Source organism: Thermopirellula anaerolimosa, from assembly GCF_054657335.1.
Map to the genome: position 1 here is coordinate 3131790 of NZ_BAAHYX010000006.1, position 15377 is coordinate 3147166.

Genomic DNA, 15377 nt, shown 5'->3' on the forward strand with positions numbered 1-15377 from the left:
CCTCACCCGGTTTCGAAGCCGCTTCGTCGCGCCCCTGGTTCACGCCCCTGATTCTAGTTGCGGCCGATCCCGCTGTCCACGCATTCGGCTTCCACCCTTGTGTTCGCCGCTGCGGGGGCTTATCTTGATCAACCAAGACTGCGAATCTCATGTCGGCGGCGCGTGCCGACCGGCACTAGGCGACGGCGTCCACTGAGCGGTAAAGGGTTCGAACATGCGCAACATCAAGAGCGGCAACCTATTTTCTCTCTTGCGTCTGGGTGGCATGGTATTGATGTTCGCCCTGATTTTGCCGGCGACCGGAATACTCTGCGGCGAGGAGTTGGTCCTGGTCGAATCCGGCAAAAGCCCCTATCGCATCGTCATCCCGCAAGATGCGATTCCTTCCGTGCGATTCGCCGGGGAGGAGTTGCAAAAGTTCGTGGCCGAAATGACCGGGGTGACGCTGCCGGTGGTGACCGACGACCAACCCCGCGTCGATCCGGAAATCATTCTGGGTTCCGCCTCGCGATTGGCGGGCATGAACGTCGCCGTCGATGTGCCTTCGTTGGGCATGGAAGGCTACATCCTGAAGACGGTCGGCCCCAATTTGGTAATCTTCGGCGGCGAACCTCGGGGCACCTTGTACGGAGTCTACGACCTGCTAGAGGAGAAATGGGGTTGCCGCTGGTTCACGCCCGATTGCAGTCGCATCCCCAAGCACGAGCGTCTGGCTTTGCCCGCCCTGGACGAGAAGAAGGTGCCCGTCTTGGAGTACCGCGAACCGTTCACCGCCGATTGCTTCGACGGCGATTGGTGCGCGCGAAACCGGATGAATTCCTCGATGGGGCGACTGGAGGCCCGACACGGCGGCAAGGTCCGCTTCGGTAACGGCTTTTTCGTGCACACGTTCGAACGACTGGTGCCTCCCGAAAAATATTTCGACGAGCATCCCGAGTATTTCAGCCTGGTCAAGGGAAAGCGTCTCAAGGAACGCTCCCAACTTTGCTGCACCAATGAAGACGTCATCCGCTTATGCACGGAAGGTATTCTGCGAGCCATCGAATCGGATCCGGATGCCTTCGTGTGGTCGGTCTCGCAAAACGACTGGTACAACTACTGCGAGTGCGACCGCTGCCAGGCCCTCGCCGAGGCGGAAGGGTCGCAAATTGCGCCGGTCCTGCAATTGGTGAATCGCGTGGCGGAGGCCGTGGCCGAGCGCTACCCGGACAAGGCCATCGAAACGTTGGCCTACCAATGGACCCGCAAACCGCCCAAAACGCTTCGCCCCCGCCCGAACGTGATTATCCGCCTCTGCTCCATCGAATGCTGCTTTTCGCACCCCTTGGAAACGTGCGACCTGCCGGCCAATCGTGCCTTCGTAGAGGACTTGCAAGGTTGGGCCAAGGTGGCGAACCGCCTGTGGATCTGGGACTACGTCACCGATTTCCGGCACTATTTGCTGCCGTTCCCCAATCAACGGGTCCGCAACGACAACGTCCGCCTGTTCATCCGCAATAACGTGCGGGGAATCTTCGAGCAAGATACCTACAACACGCTGAATAGCGAATTGGCGGCCTTGGGCGGTTATATGACGGCCAAGTTCTTGTGGAATCCCGACTACGACGAAGACACGGCCATGAACGAGTTTTTGGACGCCTATTACGGTGCGGGCGCCCCGTTCATCCGCCGGTATATCGACCGACTGCACGACTACGCCGAGAAAGAGAACGTGCATTGCAGCATTTGGGTCCCGCCTACCCACGGTCACCTCACAGATGAACTGCTGGTCGAGTCGGACGAGCTATGGCAAAACGCCGAGAAAGCCGTCGCCGACCAACCGGAGATCCTCCAGCGGGTACGCATCGGTCGTCTGAGCGTGGACTACGCGATCTTGGAACGCGCGCGCTCGGCGCCGGACAAGGAGCCGCTGGCCTCCTTGGCCAAGAAACGATTTGCCCCGTTTGTCGAGACGATCCCGGTTGCCAAGATCACCCGGCTTATGGAGTGGCAGACTCTCAACTTGGAAGAGTATCGCAACGACCTGGCCAAGGCGTTGGGAATCACCCCGTAAAGCCTTCGATTCGGATCGTTCGGGATATTCAGGTGCCTGACACGATCGCAATACCCATCCTGAGAGGGGATGTTTTTTGTCGTCCCACCTAAAATAGGGGATTTTCGTTCGCCATGATTGAGGATAGGCAACTCAGGACGTATACTTCTCCAATGTAGGCGAATTCAACAATCCACTCGGGAGGGCGTATCATGCCTTGGCCGGCCTTGCGAATCGGCAACCAGACCGCCTTCAGCGCGGCGTATCCGACCGCGCCCTTCGACTTTGCCTTGGATAACAACTTCGACGCCTTCGAGTGGTTCAACGATAAGCGTCACGGTTGGGGGTGGGCTCAAGAGGACTCGGACGCCCACGACCGCGCACGCATCCGAGAAATCGGCCGGACTCGCAAAATCGCGTATTCGGTCCACGCCCGATGCCAAGCCGACGCCAACTCCCCCGCCGATCGTGAGGAAATCTTCCGCTCGATCGAATTCGCCCGCGACATCGGGGCCGGACTGGTCAACATCTATTACAGTGATTCCCAGGGCGTAGATGGTTTTGCGGAGTCGCTACTGGCGGTGTACGAACGCGCGAAGGAGGCGGGCGTCCGGTTGAGCGTCGAGAACACCGTCTTCGTCGGACCGGACGTCTTCAATCGGCTTTTCGCTTTGCTGCAAAAAAGGCTGGGGGATGTCCCGGCGGATCTGGGCATGTGCTTCGACATGGGCCACGCCAATCTTTGCGCGGCCTCGCGCAACAACTACGTCGGTTTCCTTCAAAAGCTGGAATCCTTCGTTCCCGTCATTCATCTCCACGTCCACGAGAACTGGGGCGACGGCGACAGTCATCTGCCGCTGTTCACCGGGCCTGCGGGACAAGACGACTCCGGCGTGCGGACCATGCTGAGCCTGCTCAAGGAACGGGGATTCGACGGCACGATCGTGATGGAGCAATGGCCCAACCCGCCCGATCAATTGCTCGGCGCCCGCAACCGCCTAAAACAATTGATCCTGGACATCCACTGAGTCGAGGTCGCACCGCGTTTTTCCGTCTCCTTTCCGTGCTTGGCCCATCACGCTGCGCCCGTTGCCGAAATGGGCCGACCGGCCAACCACACCTGAGCCACATTCGACGTCGACCGCAGCACGGCGGCATACGGATCGTCCACCGGTTCGGATACGGCCACAACCGTGATGTCGGCGCGTTTTCCCGCCTCCAACGTGCCGGTCTCGCGGTCCAATCCCAAGGCCCGGGCTGGGACGACGGTCACCATTTCCAGCAGATCCTTGGCGGAAAGCTCAGGATGGGCCTCCCGCGCCGACCGCAATTCGTGCCACAAAGAAAGGTCCGGCGCCGTAGCGCGGCTATCCGTCCCCACCGCCACGGGAACGCCCGCTTCCCGGTACATCTCCATCGGATAAGCGGCGTCGTTGAAACGGCGATTCGTCCGCGGGCAATAGACCACGGTAGCGTTCCCCATCGCGGCTAGACGGTGGATCGTCGCCGCGTCGAGATGGTTTCCGTGAATGACCAGCAACCGCGGGACATCGCTCAACCGCGCCAAGTAGTCGGACCAGTCCAAACCGCCGGGAAACCGCCGCGGGTCGAAGGTCGACAATCGCTCGAGCATCGTTCGCAGCGGCCCATCGCCGCCTCGCAGCAAGCGACGCTCCTCCGCGGTCTCACCCAAATGAATGGCCGCGGGAAGCTCGAACCGCCGGCTTTGCGTAGCAATCTCTTCCAGGAGGTTCAACGGGATCGTGTAGGGTGCGTGAGGGCTTAAGCCGGGGTGCCAACCGCGCGCCGCGCACCACTCCAGATGCGATTCCACTAAGGCCGTGACTTCTCGCGGTTCCTTGCCCAGGGGAGCGACGATTTCGAGAAAGGCCGTCACTCCGGGCCGAGGTCCATCCCCGGGCAACCCGGCGACTCTGCCGCCTCCGTCCGTATTGCGGTCGATCAAGGCGGCGGGCATGATGTCCCCGATCCAAGCTGTGCCGTGCCGCAAGGACTCAGCCAGGCCGTTTCGCACCGCCTCGGCCGGTCGGTATTCCGGACTGCGACGAAATGCCACCACTTCCGGGACCCAATTCCAAAACTCCTGCCGGTCCGCGTGCGGCCGATCCCAGCCGCTCAATTCCAGGTGGCAATGGGCGTTGATCAACCCCGGCATCAGCACGGCGCCGCTGAAGACCACGAGATTCGGATCGCGGTCCGCCCGCGGGCGCTCGCCCGGCTCCACGGCCTCGATCCGTCCGTTCCGAACCCGCACGCAACCCCAGCGACGGGGCGGTCCGCCGATCGGCAACACCCATTCGGCCTGGAGGCGCAACACCTCCTCCGACGGCGCGCCGGTTCGCGTAGGGGCAATCTCGCGGCTATTCATCATCGTCCTCGAGCGGCGGTTCGGTATCGCTGTCACCCGGTGCGCGGAGACGAGCGGGGGCATACATCCACAACAATACCCACGCCGCCAAGAGCAAAGAAACGATCGTTACGGCGGGATGGTAGGTGAAGCCGTCCTCGGAAAAACTCCCCAATCTGCGAACGGCGGACGTGACGCCCGGCCTCAAGCCCTCGTAGCGTCCCCAACTCTGCGTCAGCAGCGCGGCCAGCATGCCCGTCCCCAACGTCAGCGAGTTGTGAATGGCGTGAAACGCGATACACGGCCACAGGCTCCGTGTCACCAGGGCGATCGTTCCCAGCACCAAACCCGCCGCAAAGGCCGTGATGGACTGCTGAAGAATGGTGTGGCTCAAACCGAAAAAGATCGCGCTGAAAACCACGGCGTTTCGGGCCGACACCCCCTGCCGCAAACCGGACAGAATGAAGCCCCGAAATGCCGTTTCCTCGCATACGGCGGGCAACAGGGCGAAGGCCAAGAATATCAACCAGGGATTGCTCAATTCGCCCGTCATTCCCAGCAAGTATTCCCGCAATAGCGGATCGAGCGGGTACAACCGCGTCACCGTCTGCTGAAGCAAGGTTGCCGTCGGTTGCAGGAGCAGGGCCAAGAGAATCGCCCCGGCCATCCCCCGCCGCGTCGGCGCGTGAAGTCGCCATGTCTGCGTCACGCTCCGCGCGAAAAGCAGGGTCATCAGCAAGACAGGCGCTGCAATGACCGCCAACTGGGTGATGACGGCCAATCGAATCAAGTCGGCCTGAATTTGCCACCGCGAAAAGACGCCGGTCAAACCGAATCGGACAAACAGGATCAACAGGCCGCACGCAACGGCCAAGGTCGGCGAGGGGACGTCTCGGCGTTCCAGGAATAATCGCCGCAGCCACAGTCGCATATCGAAGCGGTCGGCGTCGCGGAATAGGACCTGCTCGTTGTTGAATTGCAAGACCGCCCAGCGAATCGCGTAGTAGCATCCTCCCAGGGTGACGGCGGCCACGGGAAAGACGTAGGGCCAAGCCTGCGCCGCCTCTCCCTCGATCAGCGCTTTCAGCAGCAGCACCAAACCCGTGACGGGAACCAGGCTCGTCCCCAGCGTCAGATCCAATCCCCGCGCCACCGGCACCCCCACCAGGGGCAACGTCAGGAACAGCAGCGGCAGCAGATAGTACTGGCCTTCCTTGGTGCTTCGAGCGAAGGCCGCGATTCCCAACGCCAGGGAACTGAAGACGGCGGACGTGGGAATCAAGGCCGGTATCAGCCACAAGACGGACCACGGCGGAGGGGCGAACAAGGGCAGGTTTCCCAAGGCCAACCAACCGGTCAGACCCATGCTGACCAGATTCAGAACGGCGGTGGCCATGCTGAAAACCATCACCGCTCCCAACTTCCCCAAGACCACTTCGACCCGTTCGGCCGGGCTGGAAAGGAGCGTCTCCAGCGTGCCTCGCTCCTTCTCTCCGGCGCACAAATCCACAGCCGGATAGAACGCCCCCGTCAAAGCCCACACCACCAGCAGGATCGGCATGATCTTGGACCACAAGGCGGCGCCGCGAAAGCCGCTGTCTTCCGCCACGTCGGCTTCCTGCACGCGAAACGGCTTGGCCGCTTGCGGCGGCAAACCGCCCGCCGAAAGGTTGGCCGCGCCCACGTGCTCCCGCCACTGCAACAAGACGTCGTTCAATCGCCGAAAGGCCTCGGTGGAGCGTTCGTTGGCCGTGGAAAAAAAGACTTGCGGATTCGGTATTTCAGGGACGATCAGGGCCACGGCGCCGCCTTGCGGCGACTCCGCCGGGCTTGGCCCTTCCCCCTCCGCCGATCGCTCCAACCTCAATCGCTCGATCGCACGCCGCACATCTTCTCGAAAGGTCTCCAATTGCCGGGCAAAAAGGGGAGGAAAACGCAGCACGGCATCGAACTCCCGTGTGCGCAAGACGGCCTCCGCCACCGCCAGATCATCCTCCGCTTTGTCGGGCGGAATTCCTAACGCAGCAGCTTTTTCCGGCGTGTAGAACTCGACCTCCAACTGCCGGGCTTCCTCAGGAGTTCGGAATAGGTGCGCGGCGAAACGGCCTTTCTCGAACAGCGGCGGATCCCCCAACTCTTGGGCCCCCAGGACCAAGATCCGGCTAGGTTTGGGTTGCATCACCTGGGAGATTTGGAAGAAGCTGAAGCCTAGCAACGGATACAACAGAACGGGCAACACGGCGACCATCATGAGCGTGCGGCGATCCCGCAATTGATCGCGGATTTCACGCTCGAATATGATTCGCACGTTCCGCCCGGTCATGGCTTCATCATTCTCCCGTCCGGCCGACTCGGTGCGACCTCCGGCGACGCATTGCCCGTCGCGGGTCCGCCCCGCCGGTCCCCGTCGCGGCTAGCATCCTCGGCATGCTCCGTCTCGGTGATCAGCCGGAAGAAAATCTCCTCCAGATCATTCTCTTGGAATCGCTCGCGGAGTTCGTCGGGGGTCCCCTGAGTCAGAATCCGTCCGCGGCACAAGATCGCCACGCGGTCGCAGAGCTTTTCCACCTCGCGCATGATGTGCGTGGAAAAAATGATGCACTTGCCTTGGTCGCGAAGTTCCCGAATGGTTTGCAAGAGATTGCGAGCCACCAGCACATCCAGCCCGGAAGTCGGCTCATCGAAGATCAGCACGGGCGGATCATGTACCAGCGCCCGGGCGATGGAGACCTTTTGCTTCATTCCGGTGGACATCCGCCCGCCCGGCACGTCGCGGATTTCGTTCATCTTCAGCCGATCGAACAAAAGCTCCATGCGAGGATGGAGTTGCTCCCGCGTCCAACCGTAGAGCAGGCCGAAGTATTCCACCATTTCCCACGCGGTCATGCGGTCGTAAACGGCGGTATTGACCGACATGAAGCCGATATTCCTGCGAACTTGGGCGGGTTGGCGAAGGCAATCGAAACCGGCCACGACGGCCCGGCCGCCGCTGGGACGCAGCAGCGTGCTCAGAATCCGCAGCGTGGTCGTCTTACCTGCTCCGTTCGGACCGAGCAAGCCGAAGATTTCTCCGGGCCGGGCCTCGAAATCGATCCCGTCCAGGGCGCGGACGACACCGCCGCGCGGATCGTCGTAATGTTTGGAAAGATTCTTCGTCTTGACCATCCGCGACTCTCGCCCGAAGGCCGTCTCCTCCGGATTCCGCGTTCCGGCCCAGCCCGACGCGCGGTCTTCGAAATTCCCCATCTTTGCGATTGTATCCCATGCCGTCGGGCGTGCGTACGGCGTCCGGTCCGCCGTTCCCCGCCCGTGCCGCATCCGCCGCGGCGGCGTACCGATTGTAGGGATCGTGCCGAAAGGGGGTGCGTCTCGCGCGTCCTTCCCGCCCGAATGAAACGACTCGAGGACGAACAGCGCCGCATCCGACGCGGCGATCCAACGCGCCTCCCGGCGATTACGACCCTGTCCTTTCGGCGTCCCGCGCTTGCTCCATCCGTTTCTTCCGTTCAAGATGATGAATGCTGGGGAGGCGCGCCGCTCGCCGCACGGGGATTGTATCCGCCGTCGCCAGGCTGGGTGTGCTCCCGCTTCGGCCCGGCACAAGACAGTTAAGAGATTCGATTCCCGGGGAGGTTGCAGCAATGCAGTTTGCCAAAGTCACCGCGTACGCCGTTTTGTTTTGTTTCGTCTTAACATGTTGCATGTTTTTTGGGCGCGCGTCTATTTCCGCCGCGGCGGACGAATCGCCCGCCCCGTCTCGCCCCAATATCATTTTGATGGTCTCGGATGAGTTGGGTTATTATGAACTGTCGTGCATGGGTCATCCGCACTTCCGCACGCCGCACATCGACCGCCTGGCCGCAGAGGGGATCCGCTTTACACAGGCCTTGGCCGGCAGTTCGCTCTGCGCCCCCACGCGCTGTTGCCTGATGACGGGCAAGCATTCGGGCCATACGTCGGTGCGAACCAACGGCGGCGGCACGCCCATGAGGCCGGATGAGGCTACCATCGCCTCGGTCCTCAAGCAAGTCGGCTATGCCACGGGAGGCTTCGGGAAATGGGGATGCGGCGGGCGCGGCTCCACCGGCGTTCCGGAATTGCACGGCTTCGACGTCTTCTTCGGCTACTACGATCAGGTCCATGCCCATTCCTACTACACGCCCTACCTCATCCGCAACAGCGTCGAGGTGCCGCTGCCTGGCAATCACGGCCTGAGCCGGGGCGCAACGTATTCCCATTACGTGATTATGGAGGAGGCCGAGAAATTCATCCGGGAGAACAAGGACCGCCCCTTCTTCTGCTACCTGCCCATCACCCCGCCGCACGGCATTCACGATATCCCCGAGAGCGATCCGGCGTGGCAACCGTACAAGGATGAACCATGGCCCGACGACGCCCGCAAGTACGCGGCCATGGTCAATATGGTCGACCGCAACGTCGGCGAGATTCGCGACCTTCTCCGTGAATTAGGGTTGGAGCAGAAGACGATCATCTTTTTCTCGGGCGACAACGGCGGTGCCGAGTACTTCAAGGACGCCGAACATCCCCGCGGTTTCCACGCTCCCAACGTCGATCCTCGGACGGGCGTGCAGTTTCGAGGCGGCAAGGGAAATCTGTACGAGGGCGGCTTGCGGGTGCCGATGATCGCATGCTGGCCCGGTCGCATCCCGCCGGGCCGAGTCAGTCATTTGGTCTGCTACTTCCCGGATATACTCCCCACCTTGGCCGAGTTGGCCGGGGCCGTTCCCCCGCCGGACATCGACGGCATCTCGCTGGTACCGGAGACCTTGGGCGCGGAAGCGGCGGGACGGGAACAACCGCAGCATGAGTTCCTGTACTGGGAGCTGGCCGGTCAAATCGCCGTTCGCAAGGGAGATTGGAAGGCCGTCCGCCCCGCTCGCACAGGACCTTGGGAATTGTACGATCTGTCCCAAGACGTCGGGGAAACGCGCGACTTGGCCGGCAAGCACCCGGAAATCCTGGAGGAATTGATCGCCCTCGCCGAATCGGCCCATCAACCGGCGGTCGAGGGAAGCTTCACTCAACCGGAACTGAATGAGAAAGACCGCCGCGCAAAATTCGGTGACGCGGTGCCGCCCGACCGGGTCAACGTCACCCTCGTGCAACGCATGCCGGAGGAAGGCCTGATCCCGCGGAAGAACTACCGCATCGTGTCCGTCGACAGCGAGTCGGAGTTCAACAATCACTTGGCACGGCACGCGATCGACGGGAACCCACTCACGTGGTGGCACACGCAATTCTCGCCGGAATTGAAGCGGCCTCCCCACCAGTTGCTCATCGACCTGGGAGATATCCACACGGTCCGCGGCGTCCGCTATCTCGCTCGTCAGGATACCTCTTGGAATGGCGCCGTATCGGAGTGCGACGTGACGATCAGCGAGTCCCTCGACTTCCCCGACGAGCCTACCGCACGCTTGCAATTCAGCAAGACCAAAGAGCCTCAGGACGCGCCCGTGCCCCCTACGCGCGGTCGCTACGTGCGGTTTCGCATCGACTCTGAAGTAAACGGGGGCCCCTGGGCATCGATTGCCGAGATCGGGTTCGTGGGCGAGTGACGGCGGGCTCCGCATGGCGGGCAACCGTACGCGCAATGCTTCGTTGGGCCGTGCAGCCAACCCGAATCCCATGTCCGCCATCGTCTTCCCTGGACCGGGGCGCGGTTGGTGGCAGGTTTGTCTCCGCGACCACGGGGAAACCGTGACCGCCTTTCGGCCCGTGTGTGCCTGTCGGGGTCGTCGGCGGTCCGACCCGATCCGCCCCCGCGCGATACAATAACAATCGGAAACATCGACGCCGAGAATCGCCGCTCGGATCTCTCACCGAGGTCGCCTTCGAAACGATGGGAACGAATGCTATGAGTGCTTTCGATAGCCGACCGAATCCACTCTCACCGGACGAAGAGAACTCTTCGCCAAGCGGAAGCGAAACGTTGCACGACGACGAGCCGATCTCGGCTGTGGCGGTGAGCGAGTCGCCTTATTCACCGTGGTCACCGCACCCGGAGCCTGGGGTCGTCCAACGCCCGCCGCGGCATGTTCGGTTCGGTTTGTTGCTTTTTCTGCTCTTGATGTTGGCCGCTTTGCTGACCGCCCCCTACCTCCTGGAAGCCATTCCCTACGCTTGGACTCGGGGCAGATTGCGGGCGGAATTCGAGGTCGCCAGGCAGGTCTTGGACGAGTCGGCCGAACCGCGCGAACGCTTCCGCTGGATCGTCCGCGGCGTGTCTCCCGCAGTGGTGGGAATCGAAACCGTCCGGCGGGATGTCCCGGCTTCCGTCCCCGACGAATGGCGGCACTTCTTCCAGCCCGAATTTCGTGAAGAAGGCATGGGATCCGGCGTAATCGTCGATCCGGAGGGCTATCTGGTCACGAATTTCCACGTCATCAACGAGGCCTCCCGGATCACGGTCCGTTTGGCCGACGGGCGGACCCTTCATAATGCCAGCGTGATCGGCGCCGATCCCGTCAACGACCTGGCCGTGCTGAAAATCTCGGCGGAGGGACTTGCCGCCGTGCCTTGGGGCGACAGCGACCAACTGGAGGTCGGCGACACCGTGCTCGCCATCGGCAACCCCTACGGCTTGCGTCATACCGTGACCGCGGGAATTATCAGTGCCAAAGAGCGTCGGGCGGCCACCAACGCGGGCGGGTACCAGGAATTCCTCCAGACCGACGCGGCATTGAATCCCGGCAATAGTGGCGGGCCCCTGGTCGACATGAAGGGTCGAATCGTGGGAATCAATACCGCCATCTTCGGCGAGGCCTACCGCGGGATCAGCTTCGCTATCCCCAGTCGCGTGGTTCAAGACGTGTATCGTCAGCTTCGCGAGACCGGTCGCATCAGTCGCGGTTGGCTCGGCGTGCAAATGGAGGAGGTTTCGGAACGGGACGCCCGCCGCGGCAACCTGGAAACCGCCGCAGGGGCCAAGGTCGTTCGCGTCGTTCCCGGTTCTCCAGCCGAAGCCGCCGGCCTGAAGCCCGACGACATCATTTTGACTTGGGACGGCAAGCCCATCCCGGAACCTGCCGCCTTGAGTATTGCCGTGGCCCGTTCCACGGTCGGCAGCAAGATCCGAGTCGGCATCCTGCGCGGCAGGGAACGATTGGAAGTGGAAGTCGAGGTCGCCGAAAGGCCGCTTCAGTTTTGATGCCCGGCGAAGCCGGCCGTCGAGTCTCGCCCTTTGCCATCCCGTTAAGTCCGCGAAAGATCGGCTCGCACGCAGCGACCGGCGAAACAGAGAAAGCCCAAGATAGGAGACAAAAATGGTGGACGCCCAACTGTTGGCCATTTTGGCCTGCCCGGAGACACGGCAACCCTTGAAGACCGCCGAACCGGCACTCCTTGCCGCGGTCAATGAGGCCATCGCCGCTGGAAGGGTGAGCAATCGGGCCGGTCAACCGATCCGCGACCCGGTGGAGGAACTTTTGGTACGGGAAGACGGCGCGGTGGCCTATCCGGTCCGCGAAGAGATTCCCGTCCTTCTGATCGATGAAGGCATTCCCCTGGAGGGGTTGGCTCCCAGCCAAGCCAAGAGGTAATGTCGCGACTCAGGCTTTATCTCACGCCCCAGTCAGTAATTGCGACGCGAACCGAAACCTCGCAACCAGAGCATGCCCAGGATTACGGCAAGCATGCCGAGCAGCAACCAATGCTCCGGTTCCAGGTGGCCGATTTCTCGGGCGGCGAGGTTCAAACCCCGATTCAGGTAGTACCACATAGGCCGATCTCGATAAGAAATGCCGGCGGGACGAACGTGGGCCATCCCCAACTGGTCCGGAACGCCGCCTTTTGGGGGTAAGGCGTTGATGGTCCGCGGCTCTATTCAAGCCTAGCTTATAATTTTGCTGGAGCATGCGATCGGCCGACGGCGTTCGCGTTGTGCCGACCCCCTTGCTGAAACCAACGCGACCGCGATAATCGAAAAAGTCGGCTCAAGAATCGCCGCGACGAAGATCCGAATACGCCCTCCCCGACTTGGAGAGGGCCGCCCTAAAAGCTAAAATAACTTTGTAATCGTTGAGATTCGGTTTTGATTCGCTCGACGATCAGGCGTCATTCGGCCGCCGGCGCGTTGCGTTGTTCGCCCAATGTTTGCGGCGGGCTGAATGCCGGCCTTAAGCTACGGGGGCGTAGCTCAATTGGTTAGAGTACTGGACTGTCGATCCAGTGGTTGCGGGTTCGAGTCCCGTCGCCCTCGCTAAATCGCGACATCAAAGGCGTGCCACGCAGTTCGCGACGACCGCCGTTCGACAAGACTTCGCCGCCGGCTTACGCCGGCGGTTTTCTTTTTCTTGCGGCCTCTCCGAGGGGCATTCCCAACGCGTTACCGTTTGCCCGGCATCGTGCGTCCCAGTTTTCCTCCGCCCGAGGCGTGCTCAACCTATTGTCGGCCCGAGCGGCCAAGCCTTGAGGGCGGCATGGATCGAATCCATGCGGTGCATCCGCAACGGGAAGACCGCTTCCTCTCAAAGCGGCATCCCATCAAGCAGGGATGCTTACGACAGTTGTGCGCGACAGGCTGCCGAACCCCCTCGTATCGGGGGAACCAAGTCTATTTCCCGGCACCACGTGAACCCCATTTTCTTCAAATATGACCTACACTTCTTGAGACTCTCCTAATCGAGAGCCTCCGCCCCAGGGTCCGGACGCGGTCCGGGGAAGCCCCTGTGGAACGTCTTCCGGGTGCCGGATCGGGGCGAACTGCAAACGTCTTGTTGATAACCCCGACAATTGGCACCGAATTGCCGACAGTGCCGCATGGCGGATTCCTGGGATATCACGTTCGAGCATCTTGTTCAGACTCGCAACACCGCGGCGGGACCGGTGTTGGAACGGGCGCTCGATTCCCCATTCCCGCAGATTCGGGAGCGGGCGATCGCCGGCCTTTTGCAGCGACCCGAGCCAAACGGCCACTTCGCCGTTCTCCGCCGGATTAATCCCTTGGACCCCGCTTGGCCTCCCCGATTCCGGCAAATGCCGAGTCGCTTCCTGCAAAGCCTCCGCGAGGCCCTCGTCTCGAGCGACGAACGACTCCGAGAGAATTCCTATCAAGTCGTGCTGTGGACGTCGCTCTATGACATGATTCCCCTCTTGGCGAATCTCGTGGAGCGTCCCGAACCGGATCAGGCCGAACGGGCGGGAGAGGTCCTGCTCGAACTGACGCGACGACTTGCCGCCGCGCCGACGACTTCCGAGACGCCGCACAACGCCTCCGCTTTGCAAAGGGCCGCGGAACAGGCCCGTCGCGCCCTGGCCATCGGCGTGGACCGTTACGGCAAGCACGAGCGGAGGGAAGTGATCGAGGCGTTCATTCTGCTCGTTAAAGAGAACGTGGGCATCCTGCGGGAAGTTCTGACATCCACCGTTCACCCGGCGCGAAACGCCCTTTTGCGGATATTGCGCGACGCCGCGGACCCGTCCGTGCTTCAAGTTCTGTGCGGTTTTCTGCAATTGCGCGACATCCCGACCGGGGTCCTGGGCGTCTTGGCTCAGCGGGATGATCCCGCCTTCGTGCGGCAATTGTTGAAGCAGGTGGGGGCCGATCCGCCCGCCGAAGTGCGCCGCAACCTCAAGAGGCTGCGTCAGTTGAAATGGCTGAACAACCTGCCCCGAATCCTGCCCGAATTGAACGAATGCGAGCAGAGTCTTGTTCCGTCGTTGGTAAGCAAGACGGCAGTCCCGGCGTCGCGAGCGTTGACAACGATTGGTGAGGTATTGCGGCACGGACTACCCGGCGCGCGTGCCGCTGCCGCCGAGGCCCTGGGGCACTACCATGGGGCCGAGGCCAACGCCTTGGCCATCCAAGCCGCCTACGACCCCGATCCCTTGGTGGTGGCGGCGGTGCTGCCGCAACTGCGCGGAAGGGGCATGGCCGGTGCGCTGCCGGTCATCCTGCAATCCCTGGAAAGCTCGCATCCCATGGTCCGCCGCGCCGCCCGACGGTGCCTCAAAGAGTTCTCGTTCCGCCGATTCCTGGAAACTTGGGATATGCTCCCGCCGGATATTCGTCGTGATACGGGAATGCTCGTCAAGCGAGTCGACGGGCATACGACGGGCCTGTTGCGAGCGGAGTTGGCCGCGCCGTTTCGCTCGCGGCGACTGAGGGCCCTGCTGGTCGTTCAAGAGCTGGATCTGGTCTTTCGCGTGGAATCTTCGGTAATTCCATTGCTTGAAGACGAGGACCCTGCCATCCGCGCCGAGGCTGCCGCCGCGCTTGCTATGACCGACTCACCCGCCGCCCTCCAAGCGTTGAAAAACGCCCTCAACGATCCGAACGCACTGGTCCGGGAGGCCGCGGAAAACAGTATCCGATCGCGCGAGCAGCGCGGAGCGCACGCCGACTGCGAAGCAACCATGCACCACCATACAGGCGCCCCTACGCCCGTGAGCGACATGCCCGCGCTAAACTCCTTCGGCCCCTTGGCGGAATCCGCGGAACCATGATCCCATTCGCGTTTCACATCACGAGGATCGCGACCGACCTCTTGCTGGGACAGTCTCGCTTTCCCCTGGATCAACTCCGGCAAGAGTTTCAGCGACGCGGCAGTCGGCCGATTGACGTGACGTCCCTTCTTTGGGCGGCGGCATTCGTGGTCGCGATCGTCGTCGTGACCATCGTCATCGCGCGAATCATGGACGTGATTCGCACGGGCAAGCCGTATCGCAGCAACGGGCTGCTGTTCCTATCGTTGTGCCGTGCCCACGAACTGTCATGGTACGAGTCACTTCAGCTATGGCGACTGGCTAAGCGAAAAGGTCTGCGCCCCGCCGCGCAGATATTCTTGTCGCCCGAGCTGTTCTCGGAACCCGGCGGCGACGGGGCCGAGATATCGGACTACCTGGCCGATCGACTGTTTCCCCACGATCCCGGCGAATCCTCCGAGCTTCGCAATGGCCGGGTCGATTTGGCCGACGGGTCGCTCTCGGCGTAGAGCTTCGTCGAGCGTCGGCGACGGG

11 protein-coding genes and 1 tRNA gene are annotated in these 15377 nt (G+C 62.1%); 8 read left to right on the forward strand and 4 right to left on the reverse strand.

All coding sequences use genetic code 11. From position 1 onward, the window contains the following. Positions 1-214 precede the first annotated feature (214 nt). Positions 215-2053, forward strand: a complete 1839-nt coding sequence (locus ACYQ6J_RS17225; RefSeq protein WP_460185434.1) for a DUF4838 domain-containing protein — start codon at positions 215-217, stop codon at positions 2051-2053. Between the two features lie 191 nt (positions 2054-2244). Beyond that, complete coding sequence (locus ACYQ6J_RS17230; protein WP_460185435.1) at positions 2245-3060, forward strand: sugar phosphate isomerase/epimerase family protein; 816 nt, start codon at positions 2245-2247, stop codon at positions 3058-3060. Positions 3061-3107: 47 nt separating this feature from the next. Here ACYQ6J_RS17230 and ACYQ6J_RS17235 read toward each other — a convergent pair whose 3' ends face one another. From ACYQ6J_RS17235 to ACYQ6J_RS17245, 3 genes are read right to left on the reverse strand one after another with little or no spacing between them, the layout of a single operon-like run. Further along, entirely contained in the window at positions 3108-4370 is a 1263-nt protein-coding gene (locus ACYQ6J_RS17235) for an amidohydrolase family protein (protein ID WP_460185436.1), read from the reverse strand. Between the two features lie 43 nt (positions 4371-4413). Further along, entirely contained in the window at positions 4414-6723 is a 2310-nt protein-coding gene (locus tag ACYQ6J_RS17240; protein ID WP_460185437.1) for an ABC transporter permease subunit, read from the reverse strand. Then, complete coding sequence (locus ACYQ6J_RS17245; protein ID WP_460185558.1) at positions 6720-7565, reverse strand: ABC transporter ATP-binding protein; 846 nt, start codon at positions 7563-7565, stop codon at positions 6720-6722. The genes ACYQ6J_RS17240 and ACYQ6J_RS17245 overlap by 4 nt, the downstream gene beginning before the upstream one ends. A gap of 476 nt (positions 7566-8041) precedes the next feature. On the opposite strand from ACYQ6J_RS17245, the gene ACYQ6J_RS17250 reads away from it, so the two are divergent. The 3 genes from ACYQ6J_RS17250 to ACYQ6J_RS17260 all read left to right on the forward strand — a co-directional run bounded on the left by ACYQ6J_RS17250 (position 8042) and on the right by ACYQ6J_RS17260 (position 11959). Next, positions 8042-9976: a sulfatase-like hydrolase/transferase gene (locus tag ACYQ6J_RS17250; protein WP_460185438.1), complete on the forward strand. Its 1935-nt coding sequence runs from the start codon at positions 8042-8044 to the stop codon at positions 9974-9976. A 299-nt stretch (positions 9977-10275) separates the two neighbouring features. After that, positions 10276-11568, forward strand: a complete 1293-nt coding sequence (locus tag ACYQ6J_RS17255) for a S1C family serine protease (protein ID WP_460185439.1) — start codon at positions 10276-10278, stop codon at positions 11566-11568. A 115-nt stretch (positions 11569-11683) separates the two neighbouring features. Continuing rightward, a complete protein-coding gene (locus ACYQ6J_RS17260) occupies positions 11684-11959 on the forward strand; it encodes a Trm112 family protein (protein ID WP_460185440.1) in 276 nt (91 codons plus the stop codon). A gap of 32 nt (positions 11960-11991) precedes the next feature. Here the strand turns inward: ACYQ6J_RS17260 and ACYQ6J_RS17265 are convergent, their stop codons facing one another. Continuing rightward, the gene (locus tag ACYQ6J_RS17265; RefSeq protein WP_460185441.1) at positions 11992-12138 is read right to left on the reverse strand and encodes a hypothetical protein; all 147 of its coding nucleotides are present in this window, start codon (positions 12136-12138) and stop codon (positions 11992-11994) included. Between the two features lie 406 nt (positions 12139-12544). On the opposite strand from ACYQ6J_RS17265, the gene ACYQ6J_RS17270 reads away from it, so the two are divergent. From ACYQ6J_RS17270 to ACYQ6J_RS17280, 3 genes are all read left to right on the forward strand, one after another. Continuing rightward, positions 12545-12618 (forward strand) — tRNA-Asp (locus ACYQ6J_RS17270). Positions 12619-13178: 560 nt separating this feature from the next. Beyond that, the gene (locus tag ACYQ6J_RS17275; RefSeq protein WP_460185442.1) at positions 13179-14864 is read left to right on the forward strand and encodes a HEAT repeat domain-containing protein; all 1686 of its coding nucleotides are present in this window, start codon (positions 13179-13181) and stop codon (positions 14862-14864) included. Continuing rightward, on the forward strand, positions 14861-15352 hold the full coding sequence (locus tag ACYQ6J_RS17280) for a hypothetical protein (protein WP_460185443.1): 492 nt from the start codon (positions 14861-14863) through the stop codon (positions 15350-15352). Before ACYQ6J_RS17275 ends, ACYQ6J_RS17280 begins: the two co-directional genes overlap by 4 nt. Positions 15353-15377 lie beyond the last annotated feature (25 nt).